The organism is Achromobacter sp. UBA5777, assembly GCF_002418565.1.
In the GTDB taxonomy this organism is placed as follows: domain Bacteria; phylum Pseudomonadota; class Gammaproteobacteria; order Burkholderiales; family Burkholderiaceae_B; genus Achromobacter; species Achromobacter animicus.
This window is the reverse complement of record NZ_DIEJ01000196.1, coordinates 1-21,132: the sequence shown is the minus strand read 5'-3', so window position 1 is coordinate 21,132 and position 21,132 is coordinate 1. Positions and strand designations below refer to the sequence as shown.

The 21,132-nt window shown below is 65.0% G+C and carries 15 protein-coding genes; 8 read left to right on the top strand and 7 right to left on the bottom strand.

Features of this window, described 5'->3' with window-relative positions; all coding sequences use genetic code 11:
* The first annotated feature begins 10 nt into the window (after positions 1-10).
* On the top strand, positions 11-1,642 hold the full coding sequence (locus B3446_RS16000; RefSeq protein ID WP_291383282.1) for an arylsulfatase: 1,632 nt from the start codon (positions 11-13) through the stop codon (positions 1,640-1,642).
* Between the two features lie 220 nt (positions 1,643-1,862).
* Complete coding sequence (locus B3446_RS15995) at positions 1,863-4,292, top strand: fused MFS/spermidine synthase (RefSeq protein ID WP_291383376.1); 2,430 nt, start codon at positions 1,863-1,865, stop codon at positions 4,290-4,292.
* A gap of 113 nt (positions 4,293-4,405) precedes the next feature.
* On the opposite strand, the gene B3446_RS15990 is transcribed toward B3446_RS15995, so the two are convergent.
* Both B3446_RS15990 and B3446_RS15985 read right to left on the bottom strand, forming a co-directional pair.
* Positions 4,406-5,239 carry a PhzF family phenazine biosynthesis protein gene (locus tag B3446_RS15990; protein WP_291383281.1) on the bottom strand — a complete coding sequence of 278 codons (834 nt, stop codon included), beginning with the start codon at positions 5,237-5,239 and terminating at the stop codon, positions 4,406-4,408.
* A 271-nt stretch (positions 5,240-5,510) separates the two neighbouring features.
* Complete coding sequence (locus B3446_RS15985) at positions 5,511-12,212, bottom strand: autotransporter domain-containing protein (protein ID WP_291383280.1); 6,702 nt, start codon at positions 12,210-12,212, stop codon at positions 5,511-5,513.
* A gap of 250 nt (positions 12,213-12,462) precedes the next feature.
* Here B3446_RS15985 and B3446_RS15980 point away from each other — a divergent pair, with 250 nt between their 5' ends.
* From B3446_RS15980 to pdxK, 6 genes are all read left to right on the top strand, one after another.
* Complete coding sequence (locus B3446_RS15980) at positions 12,463-13,425, top strand: Bug family tripartite tricarboxylate transporter substrate binding protein (RefSeq protein ID WP_291383279.1); 963 nt, start codon at positions 12,463-12,465, stop codon at positions 13,423-13,425.
* A 28-nt stretch (positions 13,426-13,453) separates the two neighbouring features.
* Entirely contained in the window at positions 13,454-14,098 is a 645-nt protein-coding gene (locus tag B3446_RS15975; protein ID WP_291383278.1) for a glutathione S-transferase family protein, read from the top strand.
* A gap of 10 nt (positions 14,099-14,108) precedes the next feature.
* Positions 14,109-14,891: an aldolase gene (locus B3446_RS15970; protein ID WP_105239914.1), complete on the top strand. Its 783-nt coding sequence runs from the start codon at positions 14,109-14,111 to the stop codon at positions 14,889-14,891.
* A 78-nt stretch (positions 14,892-14,969) separates the two neighbouring features.
* Positions 14,970-15,524 carry a helix-turn-helix domain-containing protein gene (locus B3446_RS15965; RefSeq protein ID WP_056563890.1) on the top strand — a complete coding sequence of 185 codons (555 nt, stop codon included), beginning with the start codon at positions 14,970-14,972 and terminating at the stop codon, positions 15,522-15,524.
* A 45-nt stretch (positions 15,525-15,569) separates the two neighbouring features.
* Complete coding sequence (locus B3446_RS15960) at positions 15,570-15,935, top strand: cupin domain-containing protein (RefSeq protein ID WP_291383277.1); 366 nt, start codon at positions 15,570-15,572, stop codon at positions 15,933-15,935.
* 31 nt (positions 15,936-15,966) lie between these two features.
* Entirely contained in the window at positions 15,967-16,830 is an 864-nt protein-coding gene (pdxK, locus tag B3446_RS15955) for a pyridoxine/pyridoxal/pyridoxamine kinase (protein ID WP_191578792.1), read from the top strand.
* 32 nt (positions 16,831-16,862) lie between these two features.
* Here the strand turns inward: pdxK and cynS are convergent, their stop codons facing one another.
* The 5 genes from cynS to B3446_RS15930 form a co-directional block, all read right to left on the bottom strand.
* Positions 16,863-17,306, bottom strand: a complete 444-nt coding sequence (gene cynS / locus B3446_RS15950; RefSeq protein WP_191578800.1) for a cyanase — start codon at positions 17,304-17,306, stop codon at positions 16,863-16,865.
* Between the two features lie 9 nt (positions 17,307-17,315).
* Positions 17,316-18,110: an ABC transporter ATP-binding protein gene (locus B3446_RS15945; protein ID WP_175185754.1), complete on the bottom strand. Its 795-nt coding sequence runs from the start codon at positions 18,108-18,110 to the stop codon at positions 17,316-17,318.
* Between the two features lie 5 nt (positions 18,111-18,115).
* A complete protein-coding gene (gene ntrB / locus B3446_RS15940) occupies positions 18,116-18,958 on the bottom strand; it encodes a nitrate ABC transporter permease (RefSeq protein WP_291383273.1) in 843 nt (280 codons plus the stop codon).
* The gene (locus B3446_RS15935; RefSeq protein ID WP_291383271.1) at positions 18,958-20,319 is read right to left on the bottom strand and encodes a CmpA/NrtA family ABC transporter substrate-binding protein; all 1,362 of its coding nucleotides are present in this window, start codon (positions 20,317-20,319) and stop codon (positions 18,958-18,960) included. Before B3446_RS15935 ends, ntrB begins: the two co-directional genes overlap by 1 nt.
* A gap of 132 nt (positions 20,320-20,451) precedes the next feature.
* Positions 20,452-21,090: a response regulator gene (locus tag B3446_RS15930; RefSeq protein ID WP_056563872.1), complete on the bottom strand. Its 639-nt coding sequence runs from the start codon at positions 21,088-21,090 to the stop codon at positions 20,452-20,454.
* Positions 21,091-21,132: the final 42 nt, after the last annotated feature.

Here is a 21,132-nt window from a genome sequence, read left to right as displayed (position 1 = left end):
AGAAGAAGCGATGAACGCAAGGAAACTGTTTAGCGCGGCGCTGTTCGCCGCATCAGGGCTGGCGGCCCTGGGGAGCGCGGTGGCGCAGACCGAGCCCGCGTCCAAACCGCAAGGCCAGGAAGCGCCGGCCAAAAAGCCAAACATCCTGGTCATCTTTGGCGACGACATTGGGCAGGCGAACATCAGCGCCTATGCGCACGGCGTGGTGGGCTACCAGACGCCCAACATCGACCGCATCGCCAAAGAAGGCGTGATGTTCACCGACTACTACGGCGAGAACAGCTGCACGGCTGGACGTTCATCGTTCATCACTGGCCAGTCGCCGCGCCGCACCGGGCTGTCCAAGGTGGGCGCGCCGGGCGCCACGGTCGGCCTTCAGAAAGGCGACATCACCATCGCCGAGGCCTTGAAGTCGCAGGGGTATGTCACTGCGCAGTTTGGCAAGAACCACTTGGGCGATCGCGACGAGTATCTGCCCACCCGCCACGGGTTCGACGAATTCTTCGGCAATCTCTATCACTTGAACGCCGAGGAGGAACCGGAGCGTCCCTACTGGCCGAAGGATCCGAACGACCCCTATGTGAAGAACTTCTCGCCGCGCGGGGTAATCAAGGCCACGGCCGACGGCAAGGTTCAGGACACGGGGGCGCTGACCACCAAGCGCATGGAGACGATCGACGACGAGACCGTGGGCGCTGCGATCGACTACATCGACAAGCATGGCAAGGGCGACAAGCCGTTTTTCGTGTGGATGAACACCACGCGCATGCACATCTACACCCATGTCCGGCCTGAGAATCGGGGCAAAAGTGGGATGCCAGGAAACGAATACGCCGACGGCATGTGGGAGCACGACCAGGACGTCGGAAAGCTGCTGAAAAAGCTCGACGACATGGGCATCGCCGACAACACGATCGTCGTGTATTCGACGGACAACGGGCCCAACGCCTTCACTTGGCCGGACGCGGCGACTACGCCATTCCGCAGCGAGAAGGACTCGAACTGGGAAGGCGCCTTCCGCGTGCCCGCGCTAGTGCGCTGGCCGGGTAAGATCCCGGCCGGGGAAGTCAAGCGCGGCATGGTGTCGGGCATGGACTGGTTCCCGACGTTGCTGGCCGCCACGGGCGACACCACCATCAAGGACCGGCTGCTTGAGGGCTGGGCGCCACAGAGTGGCGGCTCCAAATACAAAGTGCACCTGGACGGCTACAACCAGCTTCCGTACCTGACCGGCAAGGAGGAGAAGAGCGCGCGCAACGAGTTCTTCTACTTCAACGACGACGGCATGCTGGTGGGCATGCGATGGGATGATTGGAAGGCCGTGTTCTGCGAGCAGAGAGCGCCGGGCAACTTCAACATCTGGCAGGATCCCTTCGTCTGCCTGCGCGTGCCGAAGATCTTCAACCTGCGCATGGACCCGTACGAGCGCGCGGATATCACCTCCGACCAATACAACGACTGGCTCGCCAAGAACTCCTACCTGACCGCCATCGCCACGATGAAGGCCTCGGCGTTCCTGGAGACCTTCGTCGCGTATCCGCCCAGCCAGCGGCCGGCCAGCTTCAGCGTCGACCAGGTCCAGGAGCGCGTGAACAAGTCCATCGAAGCGCACTTCGAAGAGATGGAAAAGAAGGCCAAGTAGGACGATGCGGCGCCCACGGGGGCGCGGCATGAGGGGGGGCGGCGCGCGGTGCGCCGCCCCTGGGTATCCAGAGGAACACGGCAGCATGGCGACGCAGATGGCGGCAATGGATAGTCCTGACTCACATCGTCCCGGCACACAGGATCCGGACACCCGACCGCAGGACGGCGCGGTAGCGCTGACGGCGGCCCGTCCCGCGGCGCTGCTGTTCCTGTCGGGCATGGCGGCACTGGTGTTTCAGGTGCTGTGGATCAAGCAGTTGTCGCTGGTCGTGGGCGTGGAGGTCAGCGCCATTGCCGGCGCGGTCAGCGCCTTTTTCCTTGGCCTGGCGCTCGGCAGTTGGGTGCTGGGCCGCAAGGCAGACCGGTTGCGCCGCCCGTTGCGGTTCTATGCGGCGCTGGAAGTCGCGGTTGCGGTTGCCTGCGTAGTCGTGACGTGGGCGCTGGCGCACAGCGCCGCGCCTTTTGTTGCCGTCGAAGCGCACAGCGGAACTGGGGCATGGCTGCTGATCGGCCTGCTGCTGGCGGTTCCTTCCTTTCTGATGGGCGGCACGTTGCCGGTCCTGTTGCGGGCGGTGACCCGGCATGACCCCAGCGTCAGCCAGCGCGGCGGGGTCTTGTATGCCGCCAACACCTGCGGCGCCATCCTGGGCGCGTTGCTGCCCGCGTTTTTTCTGATTCCGAGGTTTGGCGTGCAGGGTGCGGCACTGGCGGCGGCCTTGTTGAACCTGTTGGCCGCTGGCGGCGGGTGGTTGCTGGACCGCAGGACGGGCGAGCAGGTACCCGCGCCGGCGTCCGGCAAGGTTCCCTTGTCGGGTGAAGCCCGGCTCGCCGTCGCCCTGTACGCCGTGGCGGGCGGCATTGCGTTGGGATACGAGGTGCTCTGGTCGCAGATGATTGTGCCGTTCATGAGCACGCGGGCGTTTGCGTTCGCCATCGTGCTTGCCACGTATCTGACAGGTCTGGCCTTTGGCGCCGCGCTGTATGCCCGCTGGGGCCATCGCGTGCGCAATCCCTGGACGGTCTTCGGCACGCTGATCGCCGGGGCCGGTCTGGTCGCCGTGCTGGAAATCGCGCTGCTGGGCAAGTGGCTGATCGTGGCGCAGACGTACGCCGAGGCGGTGGTGCGTCAATGGACGGGCAGCGAGTTGGCTGGCATGTCCGCGCGTTTCGCGGTGGCCGCGGCCAGCTTCGTGCTGGCGCCGACGCTGCTGCTTGGGGCGGCGTTTCCCGCCGTGCTGCGCATTGCCGCGGGCCAGCGGCAGGCAGGCCGTGATGTGGGGATCGTGCTGGCCGCCAACACGCTGGGAGGGATCGGCGGGACACTGATTACGGGCTTTGTCCTGTTGCCGGCGCTGGGACTCGTGCGCACGCTGGGGATACTGGCAGCGATGGCTGCCGTGGTCGGTGCGGTGGCGGCGTGGCGCGGTCGTGCGGACGGGGGCATAGCTTCGGGTTGGGCGACGGGACTGATCGGTTGCGCCACGCTGGCCGTCGCCGTCGTCTTGCCTGCGGACCGTTTCGCACGCATGCTGCCGGGCGCCAGCGGCGCCGGCCTGGTGTTCTACGAAGAAAGCCATGGCGGCACAGTGGCCGTGGTGGAGCGGGTGGGCAACGGCAATCGCTTTCACCGGCTGTACATCCAGGGGGTATCCAATTCCGGCGATGCCATGCCGTCGCTGCGCTACATGCGCCTGCAGGCGCTGCTGCCGCTGATTGTGCACAATGGCGAGCCGCGCTCCGCGCTTGTGGTCGGATACGGCACAGGAATCACGGCGGGGGCGTTGTCGCAGTTTTCCGGACTTGAAAGGCGTGCCGTGGCGGAACTGGTGCCGGCGGTACTGCGCGCGGCGCCCCAATTTCGAGGCACCTATCAGGCGGCCATCGATCCCGGACTGGAGAAGCGTGCGAAGGATGGGCGCCGGGTGCTACAGAGCAGCGAGGAGCGCTGGGATCTGATTACGCTCGAGCCGCCTCCGCCGTCCGCCGCCGGCGTGGTCAACCTGTATTCGAGCGACTTTTACCGCCTTGCGGCCAGCCGGCTGGCCGATCAGGGCATCGTGGCGCAGTGGCTGCCGCTGCCGACGCAGAACGAAGAAGAGACGCGCGCCTTGGTCGCCAGCTTCATCGACGTGTTTCCTCATGCGCAACTCTGGACCAGCGAGCTGCACGAAATGCTGCTGGTGGGATCGCTGCAACCGCTGGTACTGGATGCCGCGCGTATTCAGTCGCGCTATGCCCAACCCGACACGTCGGCTGCGCTGAAGGCGGTGGGCATTCCCACTGCGGGCGCGCTGCTGGCGACGTGGGTCACGGATCGCGAGGGGCTTGCGCGCTTCGCGGCAGGCGCGCAGCCGGTGACCGACGACCGCCCTGCCATTGAGTACGCGAGCTGGGTTCGCCCGAAAGAACTGGTCCGCGTGTTGCCCCGGTTGTTGTCACTGCGCAGCGAACCGCCTTTGATGGGCAGTTCTGAAACCTTGCGCGCCGACATCGAATTAGAGCGGGCCCGGTTGGATACGTTTTATCGGGCCTCGTTGGCGGCCTACGTCAACGACCGGGAGACCTGGGGCAGAGAAATGAGCAGGCTGGCGCGCAACGATGGCGATAACCCGTACTTCCGGTGGTTCATGGGGGGCGGCAACGAGTGAGCCGGTGCCGACTCCGAGGCTTCCGAGAAGCGAGGGACATTCAATCTGCTCTTGAACGTATTGATGAACGCAGTGACGGATTCATACCGCCCCGCGCCCGTCGGCCATGGCGCCTAGCCGATTACCGATGACTTGCCGCGCACGTTCACAGGGGATCCCGGCTCACTCGTAAATTCCACTTCAATCCGGCAGGGCATGCCCATATCCTCGCCTTGCAGGATGACGATTTCGCCATGCGCTTTCCGTCCCAGGTCGCGCAGCATTCCGGCAAAAGCCGCGGCGGCTGCGCCGGTTGCCGGGTCCTCCAGGACGCCGCCAATGGCAAACGCGTTGCGCGCGTGGAACAGGGTATCGCTCTCGCTGAACACGAACGCGATGGTTCCGATGCGATGGGCTTGCATGAACCGCCGTCCGTGGTCGAGGTCGTAGTTCATGCGCGCCAGCGCGGCGCGTGAAACAAGCGGGACAATCAAGTGGTCGATCCCCGCGTTGGCCATGCAGGGCGCGAGCGTGGGATCCAGGTCGTCCATTGCGTAGCCGAAGAGTTCGAGCGCCTCGGTTAACAACCCGGAACTGGCGAGCGTGCTGCGCGTCGGCGGAGAGCGCAGCACGCTCACCCATTCGCCATCCTGGATTTCAGCCGACACTTCGATTTGGGCGTTCGCCAGGGCCAGCGGATACCGCGCCGGCCCCAAGGTCTGCCCAAGCACCGCGCCTAGCGCGATGGTCGCATGCCCGCAAAAGGCGACTTCGGCTTCAGGCGAGTAGTACCGGGTGCGCCACGAACCATCACCGTTTGGACAAGAGAAGACCGTTTCCGAATAGCCGACCTGGGCTGCCACCCTTTGCATTTCCTCTGGCGAGGGGAGTTGATCCGCAAGAACGACGCCGGCGGGACTTCCGCCTTGGCCCTGGCTGGTGAATGCAGCGATCCGGTGAATGTGCATGAGGCTTTCTCTTGTGTCTCGGTGTGGCAATTGCGTATAGGGGGCAAGGATAAGGCAAAGCGCCGATGTTCAGCCGGGCTGTTTCAGGTGCAGGCCAGGCCCAAACCGGCAACGCCGCCATCGCGGCCAGAACCCGAAGCCGCCGCAGGCAGCACCGGCATGGGGTTCACGGATTGGGCGGCGCGGCGTGCTTGCGCTTGAAACGGCAGGCCACACGCGTAGATTGAAAACAAAAAAAAGGCCAAGGGCAGAGCCCTTGGCCGCTGACACATCAATAACGCCAGCGCACGTTCAGCGAGCCGGCATGTTCCCGATTGCCGCCGCCGTACTGACCGCTGTAGGTCAGCGCCAGCGTGGTGTCACGCGACATGGCCATTTCGGCGCCCAGCTCCGCCAGCGCGGCATTGCGGGCAATCGGCGTGCCGGCCACCGTGAAGGACTGGCTGCCTTCGAAGGCCAGGGTGCTCACTGAAGCCAGGCCGCCAAAAGCGTGGCGCCAGCCGGCCATGGCGTGCAGACGCGCCTCGGCGCTGCCCAGCTTGAAGTCGGTCTGCGTGCGCAGGCCCAGCGTGCTGCTGGTCTGCTTGTCGCTGCTGCTCTGACCGCTCAAGGCGGCCGAACCGCCCGACTCGGAAAATCCGCGCGTGCGCAGATCGCTCCAGGCAAAGCCGACGAAGGGCTCGAGACGCGTGCTGTCGGTCAAGGACATCGAATAGCCCAGTTCGGTAAAGAGCTGGGTGGTATTCGCGCCGTAATCGGCCATCAGCTTTTCCTGTTCACCGGCCACGCTGGCATAACGCTTGGTGCTCACGTCATGCCAGGTGTAGGCAGCACCGGCCAGGAAATTCAGCTTGCCGGCACCGACGGCGAAGGACTTGCCGCCGTACAGGGTAGCGCTGTAGCCAGACACATCGGCCTGCGAGGAACGGTCATCGACGCGGATCTTGCTGTCGGTATAGCCGACAGCACCACCCAGACGCCAGCCGCTGTGGCCCACTTCGTGGTCAGCGCCGATGAACACGCCGCCCGTGTGCTGACGCACTTGTGCGGAGTTGCCGTTGTCCTTCTGCGTCTGCCAGTTGCCCACCAGCTCGGCCCAGGCCGGCTGTGCGTTCGACGACGGCAAGGCCGAGGCCGGCAGCGGGCCGCCGGCCTGTGCGGTCGGGGCCCCCGGGCTCATGCCTGCATTCAGGTTCAGGCGCAGACGCTGCATCGGCAGGGTGCGCGGCGACGAGGTGCCGCCCAGCAGGTTGGACACCACGCTGGCGTGCGCCTCACCGGTCAGGCTGTTGAACACCTCGGGCGGCAAGCCCTCGGGCAGGGTCAGGATGTACTCATGCAGCGCGCTGCCCGAGGGCAGGCTGTCCAGCGCTTTGGCCACCGAACGCTGGTTCGACGTATTGGCCGCATCTTCAAAGCGGATCGGCGTATTCGGCGTGACCTGCTTGCGCTCCAGTTGCAGCGTGACGTTCTTGTCGGTGTAGCTCAACGAGGGGTTGAGATAGGCGTAGTTGGACGATACGGTGTCAAACGTACCGTTGACGCTGTTGGCCGTCAGGATGGTGTACTGGCGCGTGGTCGCGAAGTTGCCCTCCGGCCCGATGTGGACCACGGAGCCGGCCAGCGTGGCCCGGCCCGTGACATCCACACGCGAACTGAGCGACGACGCGGGGTCCGCCGACACGGCGTAGATGGAACCCGGCGAGAAGGTCAGGTCACCGGCGACCTTCAAGGGGCCTGTCATCGCGCCCGGCGTCAGCACAGCGCCGCTCTGCAATGTGGTCGTGCCGACCTGGCCCGAACCCGACAGCCACGAGCCGCTGGCGACGTTCACGGCGCCGCCCAGCACGCTGCCAGCCGCCACGTTCAAGCCGCCGGACTGTACCGACACGTTGCCCGAGTAGGCGCTGCCATTGCCCGACAGATTCAGGACGCCGCCGCCCGTCTTGGTCAGATTGCCCGAGCCGGTCAGCTTGCTGGCGACGTTGAAGGCCGTATCGGCCGCCACATCGAGACCGCTCGACGCGGTGACCGCGACGCTGCGATCGGTGGCGAAGCTGCCCGTCGTGGCCAACGTGCCGCCACTCAGGGTCAGGTTGCCGTCCACATTACCCAGGTTGCTGTCCTTGGCCACCGACAGCACGCCCGAACGCACTTCCGTGCCGCCGGTGTAGCTGTTGTCGCCCGTCAGCACCAACGTGCCGGTATCGGTCTTGATCAGCTTGCTTGCGCCCGTCAGCTTGGATTCGATGGTCGCCGTGACAACAGGATCGGCACTCACAGTGCGCGCAAAAATCTGGCCTGCGCCGACGCGGATGATGGTTTCGCCGCCTGCGCCTTGCAGGGCAATCGAATCCCCTGTGATGCGATAGCCGTCGCTGGCCAGTTGCATGCCGGTCACGGCAACATCGCCATCCGCATTGCTGACCGTGACGGTGCCTGCCGTGCCTTGGAAGATGGCAAAGGTCGGAGCCGGTTGCAGGCGGCCATTGATGGCGCCGTCGACATCGGTCCAGTTGCGGCCGCTGGCGGTCCACACGCCCGAGCCGCCATCGACCACGCCGTTGTCGTGCTTGCTGCGGTCTGCGCCGTCCCAGAAGCTCAGGGCTGCGCCGCCGGTCGAGGTCAGGTTGACCTGACCGTTGACGGCGGTCTGCACATACAGGTCGCTGGCCGCCACGCCGGCGGGCGTGCTGCCCACGGCCAGGCCGTTGTTTGTCAGCGTGCCGCCGTAATCAAAGAGGCGGTAGACGCCCGCGCCAAAGCCGCCCTGGTCGGTGACATTCAGCGTGCCGTCCAGCGTCAGGTCACCGCCCACCTTGAACAGCGTGGCCGTCGACGTGCCGCCCAGCGCCACATTGATCTGGCTGTCCTGGCTGAGGGCCAAGGCACCGCCGACGCTGAGCGTCTGGCCGTGTTTGCCTTCCAGCGCGCCGCCAGTCAGCGTCAGGTTGCCGCCGATGGTGCCCGTGCCGGTGACCACGCCCAGATTGCTGCCCGTGGCATTGCCACTCAGGATGCCATCGACTTGCAGGCGGCCGCCCAGAACCGATGCCGAGCCGCCGAGCTTGCTGGCGACCACCAGGGTGCCATCCTTGACTTCAGACAGGCCGGTGAACGCGCTGCTGTCTGCGCTCAGCGTCAGCGTGCCGCTGCCGGTCTTGGCGAAGAGGCCCGCGCCAGCGAGCTTACCGCCGTAGGTCGTATCGGTCGTTTGCTTGAAGCGCAGCGCGCCGTCGGCCGCAATCGAGGCATTGCCCTTGAAGACATCGGCATTAGCCAGCAAGGTGCCCGTTTCAACAGTCCAGTCCAGCGCATTCTGGCCCGATAGGGTCAGCGAACCGCTGCCACGTTTGGCCATCGTGCCCGTACCCGTCACCGCGCCGCTGAAGTTGCCGTCCACGCTCTGGTTGAAGACCACCGAGCCGGTGTTGTACAGATCTCCCTGAATGGAAGCCGTGTTGCCCACCAGCGTTCCAGCCAGCACATTCGTGCCGGCATAGCTGTTGTTGCCGGTCAGCACCAGCGTGCCCGCGCCCGACTTCTCCAGCAGTGCATTACCGGCGATCGCGCCCTGCAGGCCCAGCTCCGTACCCGCCGCGACCTCGATCTGCCCCGCTTGCGACAGGGTGATGGCGCGTTCGCTGACGAAGCTGCCCGTCGTCAACAGCTTGCCGCCATTGAACGTCAGGCCACCTGCGGCCGCGCCCAGATTGCTGTCCTTGGAAATGGACAGCACGCCGGAACGGATTTCAGTGCCGCCGGTATAGCTGTTGTTGCCTGCCAGCACCAGCGTGCCGGTATCGGTCTTGGCAAGTTTGCTGTCGCCGGTCAGTTCGGCCGCGATCGTGCCGATGACATTGGCGTCAGGCACGGCGCGCACGAAGATGGGAGCGGCCGCACCCACGCGGATGATGGTCTCGCCGCCCGCGCCCGCCAGAGCAATCGAATCACCCTCGATGCGATAGCCATCGCTGGCCAATTGCATGCCGGTCACGCCAATGGCGCCCGCCGATGCATCCACCGTCACCGTCCCCGCCGCGCCTTGGAACACGGCAAACGTCGGGTTGGGCTGATACTTGCCGTTGACTGTGGCGTCGATGCTGGTCCAGTTCTGGCCATCGGCACGCCACGTGCCCGTGCCGCCGTCGATGGATTTGTTGTCGTGCAACGCGGTGTTGCCGCCATCCCAGAAGCTCAGTTGCGCGCCGGAGGTATTGGCCAGGTTGATCTGACCAGCCACAGCCGTCTGGATGCGCAAATTGTCGGTGGACACACCGCCGGGCACCGAGCCCAAGGCCAGCGTGTTCGAGGTCAGGGCGCCGGTGTAGTCGAACAGACGGTAAACGCCTGCACCGAAGCCGCCCAGGTCTGTCACGTTCAAGGTGCCGGCCAGCGCCAGATCGCCACCGACCTTGAACAGGCTGTTGGTCGTGGTGTTGGCGCCCATCGCCACGTTGATCTGGCTGGTCTGGCTCAGGGTCAGATCACGACCGACCGTCAGGGTCTGGCCCTGCTTGCCGGCAAGTACACCACCGTTGAGGGTCAGGCTGCCGTTGATATTGCCGCCGCCGCCGATCAGGCCCGCATTGCTAACGTCGACATTGCCGTCCAGCGTGCCGTTGACCAGCAAACTGCCGCCTAGCACCGAGGCCGAGCCGCCCAGCGCGTTGTTCACCACCAGCGTGCCGGCCTTGATCTCCGTGCCGCCGATAAAGCCGCTGTTATCGCCTTGCAGCGTCAACAGACCACTGCCGGCCTTGGCCAGCAAACCGCTGCCGAACACCTGGCCGGCATAGGCACCGTCCGTGTCCTGTTCGAAACGCAGGATGCCCTGGCTGTTGATCTGCGCGTTGCCCTTGTAGACATCCGAGGTGGTGCGCAGGGTGCCAGCTTCAATGGTCCAGTCGTTCGTGCTGGAACCGCTCAGGGTCAGGGTTGACGAGCCCATCTTGGCAATCGCGCCCGTGCCGGTAATCGCGCCGCTATAGGTGCCGTTGACTTCCTGATTGAAGATCACGGCGCCCTGGTTGTACAGATCGCCCCGGATCGACGCGCTGCTGCCGACCAGCTTGCCGGCCAGCACATTCGTGCCGGCATAGCTATTGTTGCCGCTCAAGACCAGGACGCCGGCGCCCAGCTTCTCGAGCACGGCATTGCCGGTGACCGGGCCTGCCAGGCTGACTTCCGTCGCTTCCGCCACGTCGATCTGGCCTGTCTGCAGCAGGCTGACCGCCCGGTTGCTGGCAAACGTGCCGGTCGCGACCAGCTTGCCGCCATTGAAAATCAAATCGCCTTGCGCCGCGCCCAGGTTGGCGTCACGCGACACCGACAGCTGGCCACCATCCAACGTAACGCCACCCACGAAGGTATTGCTTCCAGTGATCGTCAAGGTGTTGTTGTTCTGCTTGACCAGGCCGCCCTGCGAGCCGCTGATCACACCCGACAGCGTCAGGTCGTCGCTGCTATTGACTGCCAGCGACGAACCAAGCTCGATGTCCTTGCCGATCTCCATTTGCGCCAGTGGATTCAGCGTACTAACACCGGAGACCTTGATGCTGCCGCTGCCCAGGGCAGCGAGGTTATAGAACGCCAGGGTGCCGCCCTGCAGTTCCGTCTTGCCGGTATAGGCGTTGCTGTTCTGATTCAGCGTGAGCGTGCTGGTCTCCGACTTGATCAAGGAACCGGTGCCCGAGATGGGACCGCTCAGCGTCAAATCGGCTGTGCCCGCAACGGTCAGGCCGTTGTCTCCGAGCGAGATAGTGTTGGCAACCGTCAATCCGTCCAGCGAAGCCTTCAGCGTGCCGCCATTGGCGCTGATGGCGCCGGCACCAAACGCAGCGCTGTTGTTGATGCCGAGCGTCCCGCCATTGAGCGCGGTCGAGGTGGAGCCGGTCAGCACCTGGCCCGTCATTGTCCAGGTGCCGCTATTGACCTCAAGACGGCTGAAATTGGTGTAGTTGGCGCTGGAAATCACGCCAGAACCAGCGGTGCCGGAGTTGGTGTTGTTTTCGAGTTTCAGCAGATTGCTGCCGCCCACGCCGCCGTCGATCTGGCCAGTCGGCGCATAACTCACGTTGAGCCCAAGGATAGGCGTTGCGGATGCAACGCCAAGGCCCGAGACCGATGAGCCAGTCACCGCAACAAAGGTGTTATTGCCGCCGCCGGCGCCTAGCGAGACGCTACCGTTGATGGAGCCTGCATTGGTGAAGGTATTGCCGGTTGCGTTCGCCTGAAACGCGACGCGGCCGGTGATCGTGGCGCCCAGGGTGTTGGTCATCGAGACCCGGGAGCCACCATACACGGCGACAACCGGCGTATCGGCGTCATTCAGCGTCAGGCCCAATAGCCCCTTGGAGCCAATATTGCCGGTGTTGGTGATCGTAGTGCTCCCACTGGCACCGTTGCGGACCGCCAGCGCCACACCCGTGACGGCCAGGCTCGTCGAGGATTGAAGATCGCCGGTGCCACGCATGGTCCCGCTGTTGGAGATGTTGACAACGCTGTTGTTCGAATTGCCGATCGTCACGCCGCTGGTCAACATGGACACCAGGCCGATACCCGAGGGATCGATCGTCCCGGCATTGCTGAGCCTCACATTGTTGCCGTTCAGGTTGACCGCGGTAGTCTGACCCAGCCCCGGCGAGACCAGGGCCCCAGCCAGCACGTTGACCGTCAGGTTATTGGCCGGGGTGGTAATCCCGGTGGTGATTATGCCGGTGCAATTGGTTGTCTGATTCGCCACAAATGGATCGCAAGCGGCCTGCGCCGACAGGGGCACAGTCACCAGTACGCTGAACGCCGCGGCGATCGCCAGGCTCAACCCCCGGATGCGCGGCAGGGCGCTAACGTTAACGTCTCCAAGGTCTGCACCACTACCAGCCGCTCCCTTGCCGCGCGCACGCGCGATTTCAGGGACAGCCACCCAGGCGCCCAATGCCTGATTCCAAATCGATCGGAAAGTCTTGTTCATGTCGTTTAATTTCTGTTTTTTGCAACAAATCGTCAAATAAAGGCCAAATTTCGCGCCAATTGAAACGCCTGGTAACTTTTCAATTATAGGGACAGTAACGCTCCGTAAGCGACGAAAAACGGAGACTTTCCGGGCTTGATGACGGCTTTCTGAACAGGATTTCCCTAATCAAATTCCCCTTGCGGAAAATCAATGATCTATAGGACACTTTGTGTCATGGCGCCGCGACGGCGCACACAAGGGGAATGGCATGAAGGTCTTGAGCTTGGTGGCCGCACTGGCGACAACAGCAGCTATGTCCGGAGGCGCGCAGGCCGCGTTTCCTGATCGCCCGATCCGGTTAGTGGTGCCGTTTGGCGCCGGCGGCATCACGGATATCGTTGCCCGGCAGGTGGGCAAGGGAATGGGGGACGTGTTGGGGCAGGGGATCGTGATCGAGAACCGGCCCGGCGCGGGTGGCGTGATCGCGGCGCAGGTGGCGGCCACGGCGCCGGCCGATGGCTACACGATCTTCATGGGGACGGTGGGCACGCAGGTCGTGAATCCGCTGATCTACAGCAACCTCAGTTACGACGCGGACAAGTTTGCGCCGGTGGGCATGGTGTCCGGATCGCCGTACCTGCTGGCCGTGCGATCGGGGATGCCTGCGGCGTCGTTCGCCGAATTTGTCAAATATGCCAAGGCCAATCCGGCCAAGCTGAACTTCGGCTCGGCGGGCAACGCGAGTTCGCCGCATCTGGGGTTGGAGTTGCTGAAGCTGACGGCGGGCGTCGACATTGTCCACGTGCCGTTCAAGAGCGGCAGCGAGGCCGTGAATGCGGCGATCGGCGAGCAAGTGGATGTGGTGATGGACGCCAGTCCCGTCATCATGCCGCACGTGGCGTCGGGCAAATTGCGTGCGCTGGCCGTGGCGTCCGACAAGCGGCTGCCGTCCGCACCGGCCGTGCCGGCCAGCACCGAGGCGGGCGATGCGGGCCTGCAGATCAGTTCGTGGAATGCCTTCTTTGCGCCGGCGGGTACGCCGCCTGACGTGTTGGCCGCGTTGAATGCGGCTTTGCAGAAGACGCTGGCGTCGCCTGATCTGAAGGAGCGGCTGGCCGCGCAGGGCACGCAGCTTTACACAGGCACGCCCGACGAATACCAGCGCTTCATCGGCGGCGAAAAGACCAAGTGGGCCGAAATCGTGAAGCGCGCCAATATCAAAATGGATTAGGCAACGCGCATATGAAAAGGAGCCTTATATGAACAATGGGGTGACTCACCCGTTGGCGGGCAAGCCGCTGGAGCTGGCGGATACGCTGAGATCGGGCAACGCCTGGAAGATCCGGCTGGCCTGCAGGCTGATGGGCCTGCCGGTCAAGCGGCGCACGTTCGACATCGTCCAGGGCGACCTGGAAACCGATGCGTTCGCGCGCATCAATCCTTGGCGGCAGGTGCCCGCGTTGTTGACGCCGGAGGGGCAGTGGCTGGCGGAGTCGCAGGCCATTCTCTGGTATCTGGGAAAAGAGACGTCCTGGCTGCCCGAAGGCCGGCTGCCACAAGCGCAGGTGTCGAGTTGGCTGAGCTTCGAGCAGACCCAGCACATGCACGCCTTCGCGCAGCCGCGCCTCTTGATCCACCTGCGCCAGACCGCAAAAAAAGACGATCCGGAGATGGTGGCGTGGCGCGTCACCGGCATGAAGGCCGCCGCGCTGATGGACGCTCACCTGGCGGGCCGAGACTACCTGGTGGGCACGGCGCCGACCATCGCGGATATCGCGCTGTACCCTTACACGAGCATGGCTGAAGAGGGCGGTTATGACCTGTCCGGCTTTGCGCACATTACAGCCTGGCTGGCGCGCATGCGCGCATTGCCGGGATTTACGCCGTTGATCGAAACGGCATGACGGAGACATGATGGCCGATACGATGCACTTGGGAAAAGACGAACTGATCGCGCGCGCGCAGGCGGAAATGCAGCGCCAGTTCGAGACCCCGCAATGGACGTTGCGCGAGCGGCTGGCGCTGACCTGCCGCATTCTGTTCGACGGCGGGCATGATTCGGGCCTGGCGGGCCAGATCACCGCGCGCGCGCCGGAACCCAACCGCTACTTCACGCAGCGCCTGGGTCTGGGCTTTGACGAGATCACGGCCAGCAATCTGCTGCTGGTCGACGAAGACCTCGTGGTGCAGGAAGGCGGCGGCATGCCGAATCCGGCGAACCGATTCCATTCCTGGATCTACCGCGCGCGTCCTGACGTTAACTGCATCATTCACACGCATCCGCTGCACGTGGCGTCGCTGTCGATGCTGGAGGTCCCGCTCGAGGTCTCGCACATGGACAACTGTCCGCTTTACGGCGACGTGGCCTTTCTGAAGGACTGGCCTGGCGTGCCGGTGGGCAACGAGGAAGGCGTGATCATTTCCAAGGCGCTGGGTGACAAGCGCGCCATCCTGCTGTCGCACCACGGCATGCTGATCGCCGCCGGGACGGTGGAAGAGGCCTGCGTGCTGGCGCTGCAGTTCGAGCGCGCGGCGCGCATGCAGCTGCTGGCTATGGCCGCCGGCAAGATCCAGCCGATTCCGCCCGAACTGGGGCACGAGGCGCACGACTGGATCCTGACGCCCAAGCGGTCGCAGGTGGGGTTTTCGTATTACGCGCGCCGGGCGCTGCGGACGCACGCCGACGTGCTGAGCTGACGCGGGCGGGGCGGGGCCGCTCGACGGCGACGTCCTTTTGGGGCATTCTTGCCGGTTGTATTTGCGCCTTTCCGCCCCATGATCGACCTGCCGCACCGCCTACGCACCTTGCGCCGCCAGCAAAGCCTGTCCCTGGAACAGCTTGCGCAGCGCACGGGATTGACCAAGAGCTACCTCTCGAAGCTGGAGCGGGGCCTGAGCGAGCCCTCGATCTCGACGGTGCTGCGCCTGGCCGAAGCCTATGGCGTGGGCGTGTCGCAACTTGTCGGCGCGGACGACGCGGCGCAGGATGAAGTGGTCAGCGTGGTCCGGGTTGCCGATCGCGAGGCCCTGCAACGCCGCGGCCTGGGCAGCGAATATCATTACGAGTCGCTGGCTGGCCGCCGCAAGGTCAAGGCGATGGAGCCGTTCGTCGTCCATCCGCCGCGCGAATTCCCGGACGCCGCTGCCGTGTTCCCCCACCCGGGCGAGGAATTCCTGCTGGTGCTCAAAGGCGCCATCGAAGTCCACGTGGGCGAACGCCAGTTCCGCCTGGAAACCGGCGACTCCGTCTATTTCGACTCCGAACTGCCGCACCGCATGCGCACTGTCAGCCGTGCGATGGCCGAAGTGCTCGTGGTGGCGGCGCACTGAGCGCGCGGGCAGCGTATCGAATCCATAAATGACACAGGAACAACCATGAAAAACGATCAATCGCGGCTCGTCCGCATCGATGCCGGCCCGATGAAGAACCCCGTGCCCGGCAAGCCGCGCCGTCCGATCTCGGGCGATGCCGCCTTTCGCACCGTGACTGCTTTTGAAGGCAACGCGGGCAAGGCGGAAGCCGGCGTGTGGGAAAGCACGGCCGGATCGTTCCAGTCCAACACCACCGGCTACATCGAGTTCGGCTACATCGTCGAAGGCGCGGCACGGCTGGTGGACCCGGACGGGACGGTGCATGCGCTGACGGTGGGCGAGGCCTTCGTCATGCCTGAGGGCTACACCGGCCGCCGGAAAGTGGACGAGTTCGTCAAAAAGATCTATTTCATTACCCGCATGGCCTGAAGCTGCCGGCCTGTACCCAGGAGCCATCCTCATGACCGCAATTCCCGCTGCCCCCGCGCCGGGCGCAGCGCTGCCCGCCCGCACCGCGCAGGTGGACGTCGTTTCGATCCAGTCCCAGGTTGTCTACGGCTATGTCGGCAACAACGCCGCGATGCCCGTGTTCCGCAAGGCGGGGCTGCGCGCGATTGCACTGCCCACCGTCATTCTCAGCAATACGCCGCACTATCCCACGCTGCATGGCGGGGCGGTGCCGCTGGACTGGTTCGAAGGCTTGCTGCAAGGGTTGAACGATCGGCGCGTGAGCCAGGTGGCGCGCGCGGTGGTCTGCGGGTATCTGGGGCAGCCGGGCCAGGCGAACCTGCTGGCGCAATGGCTGACCGACGTGCGCGCGTCGCGTCCGGAGCTGCGCGTATTCATCGATCCGGTCATGGGTGACCGCAACGATGGGCTCTACGTCAACGAAGGGCTGGTCGCGCAATACCGCGATCTGCTGGTGCCGTTGGCCGAGGGCATGACGCCCAATCATTTCGAGCTGGAATTGCTGGTCGGCCGGGCGCTGTCGTCGGTGGACGAGGTGGTGGCCGCGGCGCGTGAACTCATGGCGCGCGGGCCGACCTGGATCGTCGTGACTAGCGCCGCGCCGATGGCCGCCGCGCCCGGCACACTGCAACTGGTGGCTGTGACGCGGGATGACGCCACCGTGGTCACGCATCCGGAGATCGCCATTCCGCCGTCAGTGCATGGCACGGGAGACGTGTTCATGGCGGGCGTCGCGTCGCGGCTGCTCAACGGGCTGGACCTCATCGAGGCGGTTCGCGAAGCGGCGGCCCAGGTCACGGTGACGCTGGAGCGCACCCGCGAACTGGGCTGGGAAGAACTGGCCGCCGAGGGCTAGCGGCAGGCGGGAGGTGTCCCGCCTTGCCCGCTTCAGTAGGTCTTGTACGGCAGGAACTTGCCGCTCATCACGATCTGCACGCGGTCACCCTTGGGGTCGGCCTCGCGCGACAGGTCCATCTTGAAGTCGATGGCGCTCATGATGCCATCGCCAAACTCTTCATTGATCAGCGCCTTGAACGTGGTGCCGTAGACGCTGATCAGCTCATAGAAGCGGTAGATCAGCGGGTCGGTGGGCACGGTGCTGGGCAGCGAGCCCTTGTAGGGCACGACCTGCAACTGCACGACGGCGTCTGCCGGCAGATCCAGCACGCGGGCGGCGGCCTGCGCCTGTTCCTCGGTCATGGTCATCTGGCCCAGCAGCGCGGCGGTGGTCCATTCTTTGCTCTGGCCGACGGCTTCGGCGATGGCGCCCCATGACAGCTTTTTTTCCAGTTTGCGGGTGACGACGAGTTCGGTGACTTCAGCGCGGGACATCATGATGTTTCACTCCTTGTGATGGGCCTTGTCGACCAGGAAGTCGACGAGATGGTTACGGATGTCGTAATAGCGGGGCTCGTGATGCAGACTGGCGCGCGTGCGGTCGCGCGGCAGGTCCACGGTGACGGATTCGGCGATGCGGGCGTACGGGCCCGCGCTCATGAGCAGGATGCGGTCGGACAACAGGATGGCCTCGTCCACATCGTGCGTGATCATGAAAACGGTCTGGCGGGTTTCCTGGACGATGGCGCGCAGTTCGTCCTGGATGGCGCCGCGGGTCAGCGCGTCCAGCGCGCCAAAAGGTTCGTCCAGCAGCAGCATCTTGGGCTGGATGGCGAAGGCGCGGGCGATGCCGACGCGCTGCTTCATGCCGCCGGACAGTTCGCAAGGTTTCTTGCCGGCCGCATGGCCCAGCCCGACCATGTCCAGGTAACGCTGGCTGTGCACGCGGACCTGTTCCCGGTTGTAAGCCGGCCAGCGCGATCGCACGCCGAATTCCACGTTCTGCAGCGCCGTCAGCCACGGCAGCAGCGCGTGCGCCTGGAACACGACGCCGCGTTCAAGCGACGGTCCCGCGACTTCGCGGCCGTCCATGATGACGATGCCTTCGTTGCTGTCGTCGATACCGGCCAGCACGTTCAGGATGGTGGTCTTGCCGCAACCGGAGTGGCCGATGACGCAGACGAACTGGCCCTTGTCGATCTGGAAATCGATGTTCTCGAACACGGGCGGCTGTGGCCTGCCGTCGCGTCCGGGGTAGCGCTTGCCCAGCCCTTGGACCTGCAGGAAAGATTGGCTCATGCGCGTTACTCCCGATAGCTCACCAGCCGGGCGGCGCGCGCCAGCAGGTTGTCCAGCAGCATGCCGATCAGGCCGATGAAGACGATCGCGCAGATGATGTTGGAGATGGACAGGTTGTTCCACTCGTTCCAGACGAAGTAGCCGATGCCCGTGCCGCCGATCAGCATTTCGGCAGCGACGATCACCAGCCATGCGATGCCGACCGAGATGCGCATGCCCGTCATGATGGTGGGCGCCGCGGCGGGCAGGATGACCTGCAGCGCCGTGCGCAGCCGCGACACTTCCAGCGTGCGCGCCACGTTCAGCCAGTCCTGCCGCACGGCGCCCACGCCAAACGCCGTGTTCACCAGCATGGGCCACAGCGAGCAGATGAAGATCACGAAGACGGCGGAGGTGTTGGCGTCCTTGATGGTGTAGAGCGCCAGCGGCATCCACGCCAACGGCGAGATCGGCTTGAGCACCTGGATGAAGGGATCGAACGCGCGGTACACCGTCCGGGACATGCCGATCAGGAACCCCAGTGGAATCGCGACCAGCGCGGCCAGGCCGAAGCCAGTCAGCACCCGCGCGACGGAGTAACCCAGCTGGATGCCGATCCCCTTGTCGTTCGGTCCGCGGTCATAGAACGGGTCCTTCAGGTGCTGCCAAAGCTGCGCACCGACATCAGCAGGACCGGGAAACGGCGTCTTGGACCCGCTGGCCGCGGCATTGCCGACCAATGCGGCATAGGCCGGGTCCACCGTCGCTTCGCCCGCATCGGGGCGGGTGGCGGCGTGCCAGAGGAGCAGAAACGCCAGGAACAGGGCAATGGACAGGAACGTGGCCCGCCAGTGTTGCACGGACCCCATCAGGTCCTCCGGATCTTGAAGCTGGCGAGGTAGGCCTCGGGCTGGCTGGGATCGAAGGGCTTGCCCATGACGCTGAAGGTCTTGCCGGTTTCGGCAGGCGGGGTCAGCCCGGCCTCGCGCATCAGGCGCACGGCGTCGGTCGCCAGGAAGACGTCGCTAGCGATCTTCTGATAGTCGACGTCACCCTTGACCTGGCCCCAGCGCTTCATCTGCGTCAGGATCCACACGGCGAACGACTGCCATGGCATGGGATCGAAGTCGATGCGGTTGGGATCGGTCAGCACCTTGCCCAGGCCGTCGGCGTAGGTGCCGGTCAACACCTGTTCCACCACCGTGACGGGCTGGTTCAGGTAGTTCGGCGCAGCGATGGCGGTGGCGATTTCCTTGCGGTTGGAGGGATTGCGGGCGTAGGCGGTGGCTTCGATGATGGCTTTCAGCAGGGCCTGATACGTGTTGGGCATCGTGGTGACGAACTCCTTGCTGGCGGAGAACGCGCAGCAGGGGTGGCCGTCCCAGATGGCTTTGGACAAGGTGTGGATGAAGCCGACGCCGTCGTAGACCGCGCGCTGGTTGACGGGGTCAGGCGCCAGGAAGCCGTCGATGTTGTCGGCCCGCAGGTTGGCCACCATTTCGGGCGGCGGCACGGAGCGGATCTGCACGTCGGTGTCGGGATCCAGGCCGTGTTCGGCCAGGTAGTAGCGCAACAGGTAGTTGTGCATGGAGTAGTCGAAGGGGACGGCGAACTTGAAGCCCTTCCAGTCCTTCGGGTCGCGCCGGTCTTTGTGCTTCATGGACAGCGTGATGGCCTGGCCGTTGATGTTCTCGACAGCGGGCATGGTCCACGGCACGGCGCGGCTGGCGCCGACACCCATCGAAATCGCAAGCGGCATGGGCGACAGCATGTGCGCGGCGTCGTACTCGCCGGACATGGCTTTGTCGCGGATGAGCGCCCAGCCGGCAGTCTTGACGACTTCGACGTCCAGGCCCTGCTTGCCGTAGAAGCCCATGGGGTGAGCCATGATGATGGGCGTGGCGCACGTGATGGGGATGAAGCCGACCTTGAGTTTCTGCTTTTCCAGCGGGCCGGCGGTCTGCGCGAAGGCTTCCTTGGCGGCGGCCAGCGGAAAGATCGACGCAATGGCTGCCATGGCGGTGCCGCTCCCGACGGCGCGCAGGAAGCGTCGGCGCAGTGCATCCTGCGGGAACAGGGCGCGCATGACGGCCTGCTCGACGGCGCTGGCGGCGGTGTCGCCAGTCAGACCGGCTTGCGCGGCGCGTTCGTGTTCGGCCTGCGAGGCGTGGCGGCCGCAGCCGCAGGCAAGGCGGCTGTTGGCGTCGAACGGGTTGCTGAAGAGGGACATGATGGCTCCATCGATCGGGAATGGAGCCATCATGGGGCTGCGTGGCGGCAGCCGGTATCGCCGGTTCAACGATACGCGTGTAGGGGACTTACTACGTGGTGCGCGCGGTGCGCCGCGGTAGTGCGTGCACGCTCAGATCGCACCCAACTGGTGCGTGTTGGCGTAGGAGACCAGTTCCACGAGGGTGCGGACGTTGAGCTTTTCGAAGATGCGGCTGCGGTAGGTGGAGATGGTGTTGACGGACAGGGCGAGCTGTTCGCCGATGGCCGAGACGGAACGGCCGGCGACAAGCAGTTGCAGGACCTGGAATTCGCGGTTGGACAGAAGTTCGTGCGGGGGGCGGGAGCTGTCCTGGCGCACGGTGTGGGCAAGCAGTTCGGCGACGGTGGGCGTGACGTACATCTTGCCGGCGGCCGCGTTGGTCAGCGCGGCCAGCAGTTCTTCGGGCTCGCAGCCTTTGTTGAGGTAGGCGTGGGCGCCGGCGCGCAGGGCGCGGACCGCAAACTGGGATTCGGGGTAGACGGACAGCATGACGACACCGAGTCCGGGGTGGTCGGCGCGCACGCTTTTGAGCACGTCCAGGCCGTCGCGCTCGCCGAGGGCGACGTCCAGGACGATGGCGTCGTAATGCGCCTGACGCAGGGCGCGCAGGGCGGCGGGGCCGTCGGCGGCTTCATGCACGAGGGCGACGCGCGGGTCTTCTTCAAGGATGCGGGCGAGGCCTCGGCGGATGATGAGGTGGTCGTCGACGATGAGCAGGTTCAGGGGCATGGCAGGGTTTCCTTCATGCGGCCAGCGGGTTCAGGCGCAGGC

Coding starts and splice junctions, on each gene's coding strand:
- B3446_RS16000 (WP_291383282.1), top strand. CDS start 11: ATGAACGCAAGGAAACTGTTTAGCGCGGCGCTGTTCGCCGCATCAGGG.
- B3446_RS15995 (WP_291383376.1), top strand. CDS start 1,863: ATGGCGGCACTGGTGTTTCAGGTGCTGTGGATCAAGCAGTTGTCGCTG.
- B3446_RS15990 (WP_291383281.1), bottom strand. CDS start 5,239: ATGCACATTCACCGGATCGCTGCATTCACCAGCCAGGGCCAAGGCGGA.
- B3446_RS15985 (WP_291383280.1), bottom strand. CDS start 12,212: ATGAACAAGACTTTCCGATCGATTTGGAATCAGGCATTGGGCGCCTGG.
- B3446_RS15980 (WP_291383279.1), top strand. CDS start 12,463: ATGAAGGTCTTGAGCTTGGTGGCCGCACTGGCGACAACAGCAGCTATG.
- B3446_RS15975 (WP_291383278.1), top strand. CDS start 13,454: ATGAACAATGGGGTGACTCACCCGTTGGCGGGCAAGCCGCTGGAGCTG.
- B3446_RS15970 (WP_105239914.1), top strand. CDS start 14,109: ATGGCCGATACGATGCACTTGGGAAAAGACGAACTGATCGCGCGCGCG.
- B3446_RS15965 (WP_056563890.1), top strand. CDS start 14,970: ATGATCGACCTGCCGCACCGCCTACGCACCTTGCGCCGCCAGCAAAGC.
- B3446_RS15960 (WP_291383277.1), top strand. CDS start 15,570: ATGAAAAACGATCAATCGCGGCTCGTCCGCATCGATGCCGGCCCGATG.
- pdxK (WP_191578792.1), top strand. CDS start 15,967: ATGACCGCAATTCCCGCTGCCCCCGCGCCGGGCGCAGCGCTGCCCGCC.
- cynS (WP_191578800.1), bottom strand. CDS start 17,306: ATGTCCCGCGCTGAAGTCACCGAACTCGTCGTCACCCGCAAACTGGAA.
- B3446_RS15945 (WP_175185754.1), bottom strand. CDS start 18,110: ATGAGCCAATCTTTCCTGCAGGTCCAAGGGCTGGGCAAGCGCTACCCC.
- ntrB (WP_291383273.1), bottom strand. CDS start 18,958: ATGGGGTCCGTGCAACACTGGCGGGCCACGTTCCTGTCCATTGCCCTG.
- B3446_RS15935 (WP_291383271.1), bottom strand. CDS start 20,319: ATGTCCCTCTTCAGCAACCCGTTCGACGCCAACAGCCGCCTTGCCTGC.
- B3446_RS15930 (WP_056563872.1), bottom strand. CDS start 21,090: ATGCCCCTGAACCTGCTCATCGTCGACGACCACCTCATCATCCGCCGA.